Genomic DNA, 14,490 nt, shown 5'->3' on the forward strand with positions numbered 1-14,490 from the left:
CGCACTGCTCGACGTCATCTCCGCCATGCCACCCGCACAGCGCGCCGCCCTCGCCACCGGCCTGACCGGCTTCCGCCTCGCCATCGAGGACACCGAGCCGGAGCCGTGCGCGCCCGACGGCGGTGCGACCGCGTCCGTCGGGTCCGCCTGAGTGGGTGCGGCGCTCACGGCGGCCGCGCACGGGCCCGGACCGGGGCGGGAAGGCTGTTCTCCGAGGGCCGCTCGGCTGCCGGAGCCCCGGTAGCCCAGTAGCCCAGTGGTGTCCGAAGCCCCGTGATCACGGGGGTCGTCAGAGGAAGCGCCGGATGGGGCTGGTTGCCGCTTCGAGGGCGCGCTGGAGGGCGGGACGGTTCCTCCACCGGGTGAGGGTGACGGGCTCGCTGCGGGTGAGGTCTTCGTCGAAGTGCTGGTCGAGGGTGGCGGTGAAGGCCTCGTCGAGTACGGCGAGCATGACTTCTTCGTCGTGGTCCATGGACCGGCGGTTGAAGTTGGTCGAGCCGATCAGGGAGGCGACCTCGTCCACGGTAATGATCTTGGCGTGCATCATCGTCGGCTGGTACTGGCGGATGTCGACGCCTGCCGCGAGCAGATCGCTGTAGTGGCGCTGGCCGGCCAGTTGGCTGGCCCGCTGGTCGGTGTGCCGACCGGGCAGCAGTATTTCGACGGTGACGCCGCGGCGGGCGGTGGCGCACAGCAGCTCGACGAAGTACTTGTCCGGAGCGAAGTAGGCGGTGGCCAGGCGGAAGCGCTTCTCCGCGGAGGTGAGCATGATGCGGATGAGAGTCTGCATGTCCTGCCAGCCGATGCTGGCGGAGCCGCGCACGACCTGGACGATGGCGTTGCCGTGCTGGGCGTGTTCGGTGAACCGGTCCCGCTCGTCGAAGAGCTCGGAGTGGCATTCGGCCCAGTTCTGGGCGAACGCCGCGGCTATCCCGTCGACGGCGGGCCCGCGGACCTGGACGTGGGTGTCGCGCCACTCGCCCGGGTTCGCCGCGTTACCGCACCACTCCCGGGCAATGCCGACACCGCCGGTGAAGGCGGTGTGCTCGTCGATGATCAGAGCTTTGCGATGGCAGCGGTGGTTCTGCTTGAAGGGGGAGAGCCACAACGGCTTGCGGAACCAGGCCACGTGCACGCCTGCTGCGTCCATCGACTCAAGAAGATCGGTCTCTATCCGCCGGGCACCGAAGCCATCGAGCAACAGCCGCACGCGCACGCCGGCCCGCGCCCGGTCGGCGAGGGCGGTGGCGAACTCACGGGCTATCTCCCCACGCCAGTAGACGAAGGTCATCATGTCGATGGTGTGCTCGGCGCTGCGGATGGCGCTCAGCATCGCGGGGAAGATCTCATCGCCGTTGCGCAGGGGGAGCAGGGCGTTGCCTTCGGTGGCCGCAACCCCGATCAGCCGCTCCAGCCGACGCCGCAGGCGCTGCTTGCGCTGGTGGCCGGTCGGGGTCGCCGCCTCGGCGAGCGCCACGGCACCGGGTCTTTCGGGTTCGCTGACACTCATGCTGGCTCTCCGGGCTCCGGGGTGCTGTACGGTCCTCGGCCACCGGGCTGGGCGGCCTCGGGATACGCGTCGCGTACTGACGAGGCTCCACGTTCCCCGGGCGAAGCGTTCCACACCGCCGGGACGCGTCGCGGGCCGGGGCGGTCCCGAGCCGCTCGGCCCGCCACGCGGTCGAGCGTGCAGAGTGCCCCGTCACCGATGCGTGTGAGGAGCGCCACCGTCACCGGCGACTCCAGCGGTCGCGTCCCCGCCGTCGGCGCCGCGTGTCACCGCAGGGCGAGGCGGGCCCGCACCCGCTTACCCGAGGGCAACGGCTCGATGTCCACGCCGACGCATAGGGCCAGGACGATTTCCAGCCCATGCTGCCCGACGCGCCGCGGGTCGGGGGGCCGGGGGATGGGGGCGAACTCCGAAGCGTCGGATACGGCGATCTCGAGTATCCCGCCCGCGATCCGCAGGTCGACCCGGCAGGGGCCCGAGGCATGCCTGACAGCGTTCGTGACGAGTTCGCTGACCACCAGCCGGGCGTCGTCGACCGTGCGCGGCCCGATCTCCATCCCCTCGGCGGCCTTCGTCCGCAGAAACGTTGCCGCGAAATCCCTCGCCGGGCCGATGGCGTCCTCGAGTTCGACGTAGACCCTGGACGCCGACCGCCCACTCGCCGACCCGGCCGGCGCGGGAATGCCCTGTCCTGCCCTCCCCTGCCCTGCCTTCCCCTGTGCTGCTTTCGGCTGTCCCGCCTTCGGCTCGACGGCCCGGCGTGATCTTGCCGTCTCCATGGGAGCCGCACTGTCACCACGCACCCAAGCCACCCCCCATCGCGCTCATCGGCTCTTCGCCCGCTTCCCGTATACCCATATCCCGATTCGGGCCGGCGACACCGCCACCCCGGCACGATCACGCAACCGACCGGCCCGGCGCGACCGCTGACGCCCGCGGTCACCCGTGGTCGCCCGTGGTCGCCCGTGCGCTGTTTACCGGGGGAGGCTCGGGAAACGCGCAGGAGGACAGGCGCGGCAGGGCAGTGAGGAGCAATGGTGATTCCGCAGGAGCAGTTGGCTGCCCTGGACGGGCGGACGGTGTGGTCGGCGGACGGCGTCGATGTCGGGACCGTGGCCTACGTGTTGGTGGATGACACCACCGGCAGGCCTGAGTGGGTGCGCGTACGGGGCAATTCCGCCGGTTTCGGCGACGCGTTTGTCCCCTTGCAGGATGCCGTGGTGTCCGGCGGTCGCCTGCAGGTCCCGTTCGCTGCGACCAAAATCAAGCAGGCGCCCGGTGTCGGCGGTGAAACGCTGTCCGTGGCCGAAGAGCGGGAGCTGTTCCGGCACTTCGGCCTGGACGGGGCGCGCGAGCCGGTGAACGCCTCTGCTGGTGCCGGATGGGCTGAAATGGACAGGGTCCAGGACATCCGCGCCGGCACGGAGGGTCGAGAGACCACCCGCGGTCGCCTGCGGGTCTTCAGCCGACGCACGGCGTAAGGGAACAACAGGGCACAGCGGCAGGGCGCGGCAGGCACCTGCTTGCGGGATCCCCGGGCCTCGCGGCCCGGGGATCTCCCTCGTTCCGGCCGCGGATACGCGGTCCGCGGCCTGCGGTCCGCCGCTCACGATCCCGCAGGGCGCCCGCCGGGTTCCGGGACGGCGCTCGGAAGGCCCTGCCCTGCGGGATCGGCGCCCGCCCTGCCATTCGGCGTGTGCGTACGTCAGGAGGCGGCCGGTGCCTGCGCCGCGGGCTCCTTGAGCTCGATCTCGACGAACGCCAGCCGGGAGTCGCCCGCGTTGATGACCTCGTGCTCCGCGCCTGCGGGGCGCGCGTACGACTCCCCCGCCCTCAGCCGGGACAGGTTCTCCGTCCCGTCGGGAGTCACGATCTTGGTCAGGCCGTCGGTGAGCGGCACGACGACGTAGTCGTGTCCGTGGACGTGGCGGCCTGTGCCGGTTCCCGGCTCGAAGTCCCAGCGTGTGACCCGCACGCGCGCGTCTTCATGCTGCACCGTGGCACGAGCCGTGATCGTCATCGGGTTGCTCCCTTGCAGGCCGCCGCATCGGTAGGTGGCGAACGGTACCCGCTCGGCGTGACGGAGGCGCGCACGGGGCCGGGCCTCCGGCGCTGTCGCCGTCACGAACGGGCGGGGCTTCGCCGGACCGGTGGTGCGCGTGTTCGTCGCGCCGTGGGTGGGGCAGGTCACTGTATGCAAGACACGAAGCAGGTATCCGTCATCCGTCCGCTGAACCGAGGAGAGCATGTGACCACCTACGTCATCACGATTCCGGGCACGTTCCTGCGTGAGCTGGACGACAGCGCGCGCTCCACCCTGGTGCGGCACCTGCGCCCCGCCGACCCGCGGCATACGTCGTTGGGGCGGGCCGAGGACCTCGATGTGCTGACCGTCAACGACAATGGCACCTTCAGTGTCCGACTGGAGGTGGAGGCTGATGACAGCCACGGCGCGGAGGAGATCGCCAGGCGGGCGGCGACCGCCGCGCTGCGCGAAGCCGGCTACACGGAGGACGAGGCGCCCACCGGGCCGGCAGCGGTCACCGGTATCGACACGGAGTTCTGACGTGCGCGAACCGTCCTGACCTCCGGGACAGCCGCACATCGATGCACGCGCTGCGGCGTGGGGAGCTCAGTTCGCTCGCCGGGCGCGCGAGGCGTGCTCCCTGGCCGGCATCCCTTGCCAGGGCCGCCACGATGGATTATCAATATAAAGTATTGCCAGCGCGCAATAGTTTAATTCGCCCCATTCGCGGGCCATCCGGTACAGCAGTCGAGCCACCACAGAGGACGAACGGCATGAACAGGCGCGCGGGGTTCCGGCGTAGAGGGTTTCCTGCGCACATAGGGGCCGGCAAGCGGGTCGCGCGGTGAGGTTCCGGGCACGAAGATCCGGCCCTGCGCCGTCACCGCACTCCCCGCGGGCAGCCGAAGCCGTCGAGTCCCCCTTCGGCGGCCGCTATCCCCCCGGCCCTGCGTTGCCCGGCGCGCTGGCTCCCGAGGACGCCGCGCTGATACGCGCCGGCCTCACGGTCATCGAAGCGCAGGCGGAAGAGATGGCGGTGTACTTCTACGCCATCCTCTTCATGCGCCATCCGGAGGTTCGTGGCCTCTTCCCCCGCGACATGGACGTCCAGCGTGACCGTCTGCTGCGTGCGCTGCTGCGCATCGTCGACCTCGTCGACCACCCCGACCACCTCGTGCGATTCTGCTCGAGGCTGGGCCGCGACCACCGCAAGTTCGGCACCCATCACACGCACTACGCGGCTGTCGGGGAATGCCTCCTCGATGCCCTGGCCCGATTCGCCGGCCCGGCCTGGAGTGCGGAGCTCGCCGGTGCCTGGCAGCGCGCGTACGCCGCTGCCTCCCGCACCATGATGCTCGCCGCCGACGACGACGCCCGGCTGCGCCCCGCCGTGTGGACCGCGCGGGTGACCGGACACCGCCTCCTGGGGCGCCGGCTGGCCGCGATCACCGTGAGCCCCGACCGCCCCTATCCCTACGCCGCCGGCCAGTACGTGAGCGTGGAGACCCCACGGCGGCCCAAGATGTGGCGGCACTACTCCCCCGCCCACGCGCCGCGGCCGGACTCCACGCTCACCTTCCACGTACGGGCCGTGCCCGGTGGTCAGGTCAGCGACGCACTGGTCCACGAGGCGAAGGTGGGCGACCTGCTGCACCTCGGTCCGCCCGAGGGCGAGATGGTGGTGGACCCGCAGTCGCCTCTCGACGTGCTGTGTGTGGCCGGGGGCACGGGCCTGGCGCCCATCAAGGCACTGATCGAGCAGCTCGCCCGTACGCGTACCGAGCGCTGCGTGGATCTGTTCATCGGCGCCCGCACCGCGCAAGAGCTCTACGGACTGGATGACATGCTGCGCATGTCGCAGCGGCACCACTGGCTCACGGTGCGGGCCGCCGTGTCCCATCAGCACATCGCCGGCACCGAGGGGTCGCTGCCCGAGGTCATCGCACAGTACGGTCCCTGGGACAGACACGAGGTGTTCCTCAGCGGTCCCTCGCCCATGGTCACTGCCGCGGCCCGGGTGCTGGCCGCACGCGGCGTCCCGCCGTCGAGGATTCACCACGATCCCCTGGACGTTCCCGTCCTGAGCTCCTTTGCGGAGCCCTCGTACGCCCGACAGGAAGAGACCGGCCCGAAGTGAACCCTCACCCCATCTCGGCGACCCACGGTGAACGCCTTCTGCAAGAGCGCCTCGGCACCGCACAGAGGGCCGCGGGATTCTACGACCGCCAGGTGCGGACGTTCCTCACTCCTGAGATGCGTCACTTCATACGCCGCCAGGCCATGGTCTTCCTCTCCACGGCGGGTGCCGACGGCACCTGCGACGTCAGCTTCCGGTCAGGTCCGCCAGGGTTCGTCGTCGACCTGGACGACCGCACGGTCTCCTACCCCGAGTACCGCGGGAACGGCGTCATGGCGAGCGCGGGCAACATCATGGAGAATCCGCATCTCGGCCTGCTGTTCATCGACTTCACCGACCATCACATAGGCCTCCACGTCAACGGGGCGGCCCGGCTGCACACCGACGCCGAGCAGCGGCGGATGTACCCGCACCTCCCCCATGACCCCGCTCCCGGTCGACGCCCGGAGTTGTGGGTCCACCTCACGGTGGAGGAGGCCTATGTGCACTGCTCGAAGCACATCCCCCACCTGGAACCCGCCTCACGGCCCCGGACGGGCGCTCAGGGCCGTCCCCGGGACGCCGACTACTTCGTCACCGACCGGGCAGGGCGGCCGGAGCATCTGCCCGCTCAGGAAGCCACCGCCGAGCAGGCGCATGCCCATGCTCCCGACGTGCCCTGAACACCGCCCACGGCCCGCTCGTCTCCCGAGCCACCGAGCGGCAGCGCGCGCAGGACGGGCCCCCACGGTCGTGGGCAAGCGGAAAGCGAGTCGGCCCGCTTCGTCGGCCCCTGCGACGCGGCCGTGAGGCGCCGCTGTGGCGGGGCCGTTCGTGTCGGGTGGCGTGGCGTCCGCCGCGATCCGGATGCGATCGCCTGCGGCTGCGTGTGCCGGGTGCCGGCGCGGCGGCCGTACGAGGACGGTGTCCGCGGTCGCGAGCGCGTCGTTGGCCGTCCGGGCAGGCCGCCCCCGCGCCGGCCGTACTCAGGCCGCGGTTTCCGCTGTGTCCTGTTCCGCGACCACCACCAGGAAGGCATCCAGCCGCAGGTCCATGACGACCTGGGCCGGCTGCCCTTCCTCCCGGCGCCGGGCCGCGTACTCCTCGGCGGGCCGGCTTCCGCGCGGCCCGCCGGCCGGGAACCGTTCGAGAACTGTCGCGCCTGTCATGGGGCACCCCCCTGTCTCGTCGGCTCCACGCCGTGGGAGCCGCCTGCTACGGAAGTACCGTTCGGATGCCCGCGACCGCCGGGGGCATGCACCCGTCATCCGCGTCGCCGGGTCGGAGCGGTCAGCGGGACTCCACCAGCCGGCGCACATTGGCCAGGCTGCCGCAGTCGGCGGCCAGTTGCTTCGCCCGGGCCTCCTCGAACGCGGCGCCGAGTTCGGCGCGGCGTTCGGCCGCGACGTTCTCCCGCGCGTCGTTGAGCAGCGTCCGCTCTTCCTCGTCGGCGTGGTGGTTGACCGCCGTGACGAGCTCTTCGAGCTTCTCGTCCCACTCCTCGGAGGTGGTGTCCTCCACTTCGAGCAGGGCGAGGAGTGCCTCGTTGCCCTCGGTGTGTTCGTGCACGCTGTGCTCGACGTCCTCGTTGTCCACGTTCTTGTAGCGCCTCAGCGCCGGGTAGACCTCGCTCTCCTCGGCCGTGGCGTGGGCCACGAGAAGTGCGGCGAATTCCCGGAGCGCACCGGATCGGTCCGCCTGGACGTTGCGCATCGTCCGGAACAGCTCCTCCATCTTGCGGTGGTCCCGCAGGATGATCTCGACGACATCCGTGGTCGTGGTGGCGGCGCCGGTCTTCATGGTGGCTCCTTCTGGGAGTGCGGGAAACTGATTCGGGTCCACCGGATACCCCGCTTCTCCTCCCTCAGGCGCAGGCATGAGGGTGACGTGCGCGCCGGTCGGAGCGGGAGGCGGGCCGCACATGGCCGGCACCGGACGGAGCCGTGCGCCCTGTGCCGTATGCCGTGAGAAGACGGCGTGGTCGGCAATGAGGGCGGGCCCCGCCGTCCCAGGGGGATGGGGACGGCGGGGCCCGAAGGGCTCGGTGTGGGCCGGGGGGACAGCCGTCCGAGCAGGTCACTGGTGCCCGGCATCCGCCACAACATGCCTGCGATCGAAGAACGGTGCCGACTCGCACGGGCCGAGGTCATGAAACCGGCCGCCGGGGGCGGTGACGGCCCCGAGCAGCCGGCGCGGCGACCTGGCGACCTGGCGACCTGACCGGCGGTCGGGAGGACCGGCTGCGGCGCTGCGGGCAACAGCGGCTCCACCGGCGCCGCAGCCATCCGGGCCGTGCCGTGCCCGCAGTGCGGGTCCGAGTGATCGGCATCCAATTATTGAACACGATTGTCATTATGTTACGGTCAGCCCGCATCCTCCCCCACCTGCTCCCGTCCGCCCGGAAGGGTTCCCGTGCGCCTGCCCACCCGCTTCCTGCCGATCGCCGCCCTGGTCTCGGCGTCCGTCCTGCTCACCGGCTGTTTCACCTCGCCCGGCGGCACTGCCGGAACCGGTTTTGACGACGGCCCGGGGGCGGGAAAGCGCATACGCGTCGCCATGATGAACCCGCCGCGCTCCGGGCTCTCCCCGCTCTCCGACGACGCCTTCAAGCTGTCGCGCTGGTCCACCGCCGAAACCCTCGTCACCCTCGACGCCGACGGCGACGCCCGGCCGTCCCTGGCGACCGCGTGGCGGCAGACCGGGCGGACGTGGACGTTCACCATCCGCGACGGTGTCACCTTCCACGACGGCAGCGCGCTCACCCCCCGGGCCGTCGCGCACTCCCTCACCAAGGCCGCCACCGCCTCGCCCAAGCCGCGCATCCTCGACGGCGTCGACCTCGGCGTGAGCGCATCCGGCAACAGCGTCGCCGTCACCACCGCCGCCCCCGACCCGCTCCTCCCCCAGCGGCTCAGCTCACCCCAGTTGTCGATCCTGTCGGCGGGGGCGTACCGGGGAAGAACCGTCAGCCCCGTCGGCACCGGCACCGGCGCCTTCCGGCTCACCAAGGTCAACGGCGCCTCGTCGGCCTCCCTCGACCGGTACGACGGCTACTGGGGTACGAAGGCCAAGGCGCCCGGCATCGACGTGACGTTCGTGCCGGACGGCACCGCCCGCGCCGCCGCGCTGCGCAGCGGCGAGGCCGACATCGTGGAGGCCGTCCCGGTCTCGCAGGCCGCGCTCCTCGACCAAAGGCTGATCACCGAGGTGCCGATGCCGCGCACCAACACGCTGTACCTCAACACCGCCAAGGGCCCTTTCAAGGACGCCGGGCTCCGCGCCGCCGCCCGCCGGGCCATCGACGCGAAGGAGATCGTCGAGGGCGTGTACGAGGGGCGGGCCGACGTGGCCGAGGGGCTCCTCGGACCGGCCCTCCCCTGGGCCGCGTCCCTGCGCCCCGAACCGGCGCGGGCCAGGGCCGGCGACCCGGACGGCGCCGCGCTCACCATCGGCACCTTCACCGACCGGGCCGAGCTCCCCGAGGTCGCCCAGACCCTCCAGCAGCAGCTTGGGAAGGCCGGGTTCAGGGTGAAGCTGGAGGTGCGCGAGTACGCGAACATCGAATCCGACGCGCTGGCCGGCGAGTTCGACGCGTTCATCCTGTCCCGGGCGACCGTCCTCGACTCCGGCGACCCCGCCGCGTACCTCTACAGCGACTTCGCCTCCCAGGGCTCCTTCAACATCTCCCAGCTCGCCGACCCCGGCGTCGACAAGGCCCTGACCGAGGCCGCCGCGACGAAGGCCGGCAACGCGCGCCGGAAGGCCGTCATGGCGGCCGAGGCCGCCGTACTCGCCACCGACGCCGCGATCCCGATGCTGCACGAGCGGGTCGTCCAGGGCCACGCCGTCGGTGTCGTGGGCGCCGAGCACGACCCGCGCGAGCGGCTGCTGGTCACCCCCGCCACGTACGTCAAGTGAGGGCGCGTCTGACGCGAGGCGCCGGGCTGACCGGCGCGCTCGCCGCCGTCCTCGCGGTCGTCGGGCTGCTGCCCTGGCTGTCCGGCCGGGATCCGGCGCTCACCGTGCTGCGCGCCCGGTCCGCCGAACAGGAGGCCACGCCCGAGGCGCTGGACGCCATCCGCGCCGACCTCGGGCTGGGCGCCGGGCCCCTGTCGCTGCTGGGCGGCTGGGCCGCCGGACTGGCCAGGGGCGACCTCGGCACCTCGTGGGTGTCCGGCACCGACGTCCTGCCCTCCGTGAGCGCCGGGCTCCAGGTGTCCCTGGGCCTGATGGGCGCCGCGCTCACCGTCGCCCTGCTCGTGGCGGTCGCCCTCGCCGCGCCGGTCCTGGTGCGCGGGCGGGGCACCTCCGGCGCGTTCGCCGCGATGCTGGCCGCCGTGCCCGAATTCCTGCTGGCCACGGTGGTGTTGATCGTCGCCGGGGTGTGGCTGGACTGGCTGCCCACGTCCGGCTGGCAGGGGCCCGCGCATCTGGTGCTGCCCGCCGTCGCGCTGGGCGTGCCGGCGGGCGGACTGCTCGGGCGGCTGGTCGCCGACGCGCTGCCCGCCGTGCTCGACGAGCGCTGGGTGGAGCTGTGGCGCGGCGCCGGCGTCTCGCGCGTACGCGTCGCGCGGACGGCGCTCCGACGCGTTCTGCCACCGCTGGTCCCGCAGTTCGGGATGGTCGCGGTGGGGCTCACGGGCGGCGCGGTCGCCGTCGAGACGGTCTTCGCGGTGCCGGGTATCGGGCGTACGTCGCTGGGCGCGGCCAAGTCCCAGGACCTGCCGCTGCTCCAGGGCTCCGTGCTGGCGCTGCTCGCGCTGGGCCTGGCCGTCGGCGCGGTCGCGGCGCTGGTACGCGGGCGGCTGCTCGGGCCGGGGCTGCGGGACGCGGGCCTGACGCTGCCCGCCGTGCGGCCGGCGCGGGTGGCCCCCGCCGTACCGGTGGTCCTGGCGGTGGTGCTGCCGGCCGTCATCGGGTGGGGGCTGCTGCGCGACCCGTACACCGTGGACACGGCCGCCCGGCTCGCCCCGCCGTCGCCGGCGCACCCGCTGGGCGCGGACGGCCTCGGGCGGGACGTACTGGCCCGGCTCGGGCACGGGGCGGCGGCCACGGTCGGCACGGCGGTCGCCGTGTGCGCGGTCAGCTGGCTGGCGGCGGTGGTGCTCGGCTTCGTACCGAACGTGACGTCCGGCCTGGCCGACATCGCCAACGCACTGCCGCCGGTGGTCGCCGGCATCCTCGTCGCCGCCGTCCTCGGCCCCGGGACGGGCGGCGCCGCGCTCGCCGTGGCGCTGATCTCCTGGCCGCCGCTGGCAGCGCATGCGGCGGCCCTGGTCCAGGAGGTACGGGCGTCGGGCTTCCTGCTCGCGCAGAAGGCGATGGGGGCGACCCCCGGCTGGATCCTGTGCCGGCATGTCCTCCCCTCGGTCGCGGCCCCGGTCGCCCGCCATGCCGTACTGCGTCTGCCCGGCATGACCCTCGCCCTCGCCTCGCTGGGTTTCCTGGGGCTCGGCGCGCAGCCGCCCGCGCCGGAGTGGGGGCTGCTGCTGGACGAGTCGCGCGCCTATGTGGAGCGCGCGCCCTGGGCGGCGCTGACCCCCGCGCTGGCGCTGGCTCTGCTGGCAGGCCTGGCGGTGTCGTTGTCCGCGTACACGAGGACGAGCCGGAAGGCGCTTACCCATGGCCGCTGAGCAACAGCCGCTGCTGCCACCACGACCACAGCCGCCGTCACGGGCACAACCACTGCCGCTGCTGTCCGTGCGCGGCCTGCGGGTGGCCATCGGGGGCGCGGAGGCCGTGCGCGGGCTCTCCTTCGACGTGTCCGAGGGTGACGTCCTCGCCCTCGTCGGCGAGTCCGGGGCCGGCAAGTCCCTGACCGCGCGGGCCCTGCTGGGCATGGGCCCGCGCGGCGCGACCGTGGGCGGCGGCATCCGGTTGCGGACGGCCGGTGGGGCCACGGAGCTGGTCGGCGCCCGGCCGGACACCCTGCGGGCCCTGTGGGGACGGCGGATGGCGCTCGTACCGCAGGACGCGCTGTCCGCGCTGTCGCCCGTGCACCCGGTGGGTGACCAACTGGCCGCGGCCGTCCGCTCCGTACAGCGGCTGTCCCGGAAGGACGCGCGCGCCAAGGCCGCCCTGGCCCTGGAGCGCGTCGGCATCCCGGCGGCCAGGACCGGCGCGTATCCGCACGAGCTGTCGGGCGGGATGCGGCAGCGCGCCGTGATCGCCATGGCGACGGTCAACGATCCCGAGCTCGTCGTCGCCGACGAGCCCACCACCGCCCTCGACCCGGACCTGCGCCACCAGGTACTGCACGCGCTGGGTGAACACCGGGAGGCCACGGGCGCTGCGCTCGTCCTCGTCACCCATGACCTGGAGGCGGTCCGCGAGCACGCCGACCGGGTGCTGGTGATGTACGCCGGTGGCCATGTCGAGTCGGGACCGGTGGCCCGGGTGTTCGACCGGCCCCGCGCCCCGTACACCGCCGGGCTCCTCGCCTCGCTGACCCCGACGGAGCGCGGCCGGCGCCTCCCCGCGATCAGCGGCGCGCCACCCCCGCTGGGCGCCCTGCCCGCCGGGTGCGCCTTCGCGCCCCGCTGCCCGCTCACCGAGGGCCGATGCCGCACCGAGCGTCCGGCGCCGCGGTCCGTGGACGGCCGGGAGGTCTCCTGTCACCGGTGGGACGCGGTGCCCGCGTCCGCCGCCGAGCTGTTCCGGGAGCGCGTATGACCGACGCCCTGCTCGACGTCCGCGACCTCGTCGTGCGGTACGGGCCGACCGTCGCCGTCGACCACGTCTCCTTCGATGTGCGGGCCGGGGAGACCCTCGCCCTCGTCGGCCCGTCGGGGTGCGGCAAGTCGTCCACCGCCGCCGCCGTGCTCCGGCTGCGGCGCCCCGACAGCGGTGAGGTCTGGTTCGACGGCCGGGAGCTGACCGGGCTCCGCGAGCGCGAGCTGCGGCCACTGCGCCCGGCGATGCAGCCCGTGTTCCAGGACCCGTACGGTTCGCTCAGCCCGCGCCGCACGATCCGCCACGCCGTCGCGGAACCCCTGCGCGTCCAGCGCCGCTGGGACTCCGTCACCGGTCCCGCCCGGGTCGCCGAGCTGCTCACCATGGTCGGCCTCGACGACGCCGCACACGGCGACCGGCTGCCGCACGAACTGTCCGGCGGCCAGTGCCAGCGCGCCGGGATCGCCCGCGCGCTGGCGAGCGAGCCCACCCTGCTGGTCCTCGACGAGCCGGTCTCCGCGCTGGATCCGTCCGTCCGCGCCGGGATCCTCAACCTCCTCGCCGGTCTTCAGGAACGACTCCGGCTCGGCTACCTCTTCATCTGCCACGACATGGCCGTGGTACGGCACTTCGCCGACCGGACCGCCGAGATGCGGGCGGGCCGGATCGAGCGGATCACCGCATGAGCCCTCTCGCCCAGGCGTCACGACTCAGGCGGCCTCGCTGCCCTCCCCCGTCCCTTCCTTCCCCGCCCCCGCGTCGCGCCGGAGCCGTACGTCCACACGGCCGTCGGTGATCCGGGTGTCGAAGGCCGGCTGGGGCGCCGTGGCGGGTCCCCGTACGTTCCAGCCGTCGGCCAGCCGGAACACACTGCCGTGCCACGGACAGCGCACACACCCGTCCGCGATCTCGCCCTCCGACAGCGGTCCGGCCATATGGCTGCACCGGTCGGCCAGGACATGGACGGCGTTGTCCGACTCACGGACCACCATGACCGCCACCTCGCCCACATGGCGCCGCACCGCCTGACCGACGGGGAAGTCGGCGACGTCGCCGACGCTGTGCCATCCGGGCTCGACCACATGCGGCACCTGTTCGGCGTGGTTGGCTCCGGACGCCTGCCGATAGGCGAGGTGACCGCCCAGCGCCCCACCCACGGCGACCGCGGACAGCCCTGCCATACCCAGCGCCTTGCCCCGCCACTCCCGTCCGCGCGACCTGGCGGCGAAGGAAGCCGCGTACAGGGCGACGGCCGTCACGTTGGTGGCCGCGTGGACCAGCCCGACACGCTGTTGCTCCCGGGGCAGCGCTGCCCAGTCGATCCACCCGGCCACGGCTGCGGGGCCGGCCGTCAGCAGGCCCGCGCCGATCAGGGTCCGCGCGCCACGGCGGTTTCCGGGCAGCATGTCGAGTACGGCGGCCGACAGCCACGTCCCGACGGGTACCTGCACCATCAGGGGATGCACCGGATGCCCCAGCCAGCGGCCGTGCAGCACGTCACGGCCCGCTCCCAGAGGAGCCGCGTGGACCGCCGACTGCACCGCGCTGATCAGCCGGTCGGCGCCGGGCCACCGCTCCAGGCGGTCCAGGCCCCTGAGGACACGGCCGGGCCCGGCCGCCGACGGCAGCAGCCGACGTGCCGCCACGCTCGTGCGATAACGCTTCGATGATCGGTCCATGCCGGACCGAGTAACCTCCCGCGCGCCGGACAAACGGCGACCGGCGGACACGTCGGCCGCACCCACGGTGAGCGGCCGACACGGGGACTCGCGATTCGTGGGGTGACCGAGGTGCGGCACCGGCGCGGCTGACGGCCGGCACGGCCGAGCGTGTGCCACATCAGGACCACGTCGGGACCGCGTCGGGACCGCGTCGGGCGGCGATTGCCGGTCGGCGAAGAGGCGGCACCACGCAGCGGCTCCCACCAGGGTCTCGACGCGCCTGCCGATTCCGCCGACGCGGCGCGGTCGGCCGGCTGCACGCGCTGTGACCGGCGAACCCGACGGCCTTGCCGGTGGAACGGGGCGTTGGTGCGCGCGGCTGCGGCGGGGTCCGCCGCGCGGGGGGGGCCGACGGCTCACCGGCCGCTGCTCTTCGGGAAGACGATGGGGTAGGAAACCGTCGGCGTCGGCTTGGGCAACGGCTTGTCCCAGCCCGGCCACTCGA

14 protein-coding genes are annotated in these 14,490 nt (G+C 73.0%); 8 read left to right on the forward strand and 6 right to left on the reverse strand.

The features are described from left to right. Positions 1–289 precede the first annotated feature (289 nt). Positions 290–1,510: a phospholipase D-like domain-containing protein gene (locus ABZZ38_RS20380; protein WP_356741721.1), complete on the reverse strand. Its 1,221-nt coding sequence runs from the start codon at positions 1,508–1,510 to the stop codon at positions 290–292. Positions 1,511–1,776: 266 nt separating this feature from the next. Further along, a complete protein-coding gene (locus ABZZ38_RS20385) occupies positions 1,777–2,289 on the reverse strand; it encodes an ATP-binding protein (protein WP_356741723.1) in 513 nt (170 codons plus the stop codon). A gap of 255 nt (positions 2,290–2,544) precedes the next feature. Between ABZZ38_RS20385 and ABZZ38_RS20390 the strand changes: the two genes are divergently transcribed. Further along, the gene (locus tag ABZZ38_RS20390) at positions 2,545–2,991 is read left to right on the forward strand and encodes a PRC-barrel domain-containing protein (RefSeq protein WP_356741726.1); all 447 of its coding nucleotides are present in this window, start codon (positions 2,545–2,547) and stop codon (positions 2,989–2,991) included. Positions 2,992–3,215: 224 nt separating this feature from the next. Here ABZZ38_RS20390 and ABZZ38_RS20395 read toward each other — a convergent pair whose 3' ends face one another. Then, positions 3,216–3,530: a cupin domain-containing protein gene (locus ABZZ38_RS20395; protein WP_356741728.1), complete on the reverse strand. Its 315-nt coding sequence runs from the start codon at positions 3,528–3,530 to the stop codon at positions 3,216–3,218. Positions 3,531–3,758: 228 nt separating this feature from the next. On the opposite strand from ABZZ38_RS20395, the gene ABZZ38_RS20400 reads away from it, so the two are divergent. The 3 genes from ABZZ38_RS20400 (at position 3,759) to ABZZ38_RS20410 (ending at position 6,335) form a co-directional block, all read left to right on the forward strand. After that, positions 3,759–4,076 carry a hypothetical protein gene (locus tag ABZZ38_RS20400; protein WP_356741730.1) on the forward strand — a complete coding sequence of 106 codons (318 nt, stop codon included), beginning with the start codon at positions 3,759–3,761 and terminating at the stop codon, positions 4,074–4,076. A gap of 412 nt (positions 4,077–4,488) precedes the next feature. Next, positions 4,489–5,673 carry a globin domain-containing protein gene (locus tag ABZZ38_RS20405; protein ID WP_356741732.1) on the forward strand — a complete coding sequence of 395 codons (1,185 nt, stop codon included), beginning with the start codon at positions 4,489–4,491 and terminating at the stop codon, positions 5,671–5,673. Continuing rightward, positions 5,670–6,335 (forward strand): pyridoxamine 5'-phosphate oxidase family protein, encoded by a 666-nt coding sequence (locus ABZZ38_RS20410; protein WP_356741736.1) that lies wholly within the window; start codon positions 5,670–5,672, stop codon positions 6,333–6,335. Before ABZZ38_RS20405 ends, ABZZ38_RS20410 begins: the two co-directional genes overlap by 4 nt. A gap of 303 nt (positions 6,336–6,638) precedes the next feature. Here the strand turns inward: ABZZ38_RS20410 and ABZZ38_RS20415 are convergent, their stop codons facing one another. Then, complete coding sequence (locus ABZZ38_RS20415) at positions 6,639–6,821, reverse strand: hypothetical protein (protein ID WP_356741740.1); 183 nt, start codon at positions 6,819–6,821, stop codon at positions 6,639–6,641. Between the two features lie 121 nt (positions 6,822–6,942). Continuing rightward, positions 6,943–7,452 carry a hemerythrin domain-containing protein gene (locus tag ABZZ38_RS20420; RefSeq protein ID WP_356741742.1) on the reverse strand — a complete coding sequence of 170 codons (510 nt, stop codon included), beginning with the start codon at positions 7,450–7,452 and terminating at the stop codon, positions 6,943–6,945. 612 nt (positions 7,453–8,064) lie between these two features. Between ABZZ38_RS20420 and ABZZ38_RS20425 the strand changes: the two genes are divergently transcribed. The 4 genes from ABZZ38_RS20425 to ABZZ38_RS20440 are packed head-to-tail and all read left to right on the forward strand — an operon-like array spanning position 8,065 to position 13,010. Further along, entirely contained in the window at positions 8,065–9,570 is a 1,506-nt protein-coding gene (locus ABZZ38_RS20425) for an ABC transporter substrate-binding protein (RefSeq protein ID WP_356741744.1), read from the forward strand. Continuing rightward, positions 9,567–11,285: an ABC transporter permease subunit gene (locus ABZZ38_RS20430; RefSeq protein ID WP_356741746.1), complete on the forward strand. Its 1,719-nt coding sequence runs from the start codon at positions 9,567–9,569 to the stop codon at positions 11,283–11,285. Before ABZZ38_RS20425 ends, ABZZ38_RS20430 begins: the two co-directional genes overlap by 4 nt. Beyond that, positions 11,275–12,324, forward strand: a complete 1,050-nt coding sequence (locus ABZZ38_RS20435; RefSeq protein ID WP_356741748.1) for an ABC transporter ATP-binding protein — start codon at positions 11,275–11,277, stop codon at positions 12,322–12,324. Before ABZZ38_RS20430 ends, ABZZ38_RS20435 begins: the two co-directional genes overlap by 11 nt. Continuing rightward, the gene (locus ABZZ38_RS20440; protein WP_356741751.1) at positions 12,321–13,010 is read left to right on the forward strand and encodes a dipeptide/oligopeptide/nickel ABC transporter ATP-binding protein; all 690 of its coding nucleotides are present in this window, start codon (positions 12,321–12,323) and stop codon (positions 13,008–13,010) included. The genes ABZZ38_RS20435 and ABZZ38_RS20440 overlap by 4 nt, the downstream gene beginning before the upstream one ends. A 24-nt stretch (positions 13,011–13,034) precedes the next feature. Here ABZZ38_RS20440 and ABZZ38_RS20445 read toward each other — a convergent pair whose 3' ends face one another. Continuing rightward, positions 13,035–14,003 carry a Rieske 2Fe-2S domain-containing protein gene (locus ABZZ38_RS20445; protein ID WP_356741753.1) on the reverse strand — a complete coding sequence of 323 codons (969 nt, stop codon included), beginning with the start codon at positions 14,001–14,003 and terminating at the stop codon, positions 13,035–13,037. Positions 14,004–14,490 lie beyond the last annotated feature (487 nt).

The sequence above is a fragment of the Streptomyces sp. NPDC006368 genome, from assembly GCF_040612535.1.
In the GTDB taxonomy this organism is placed as follows: Bacteria; Actinomycetota; Actinomycetes; order Streptomycetales; family Streptomycetaceae; genus Streptomyces.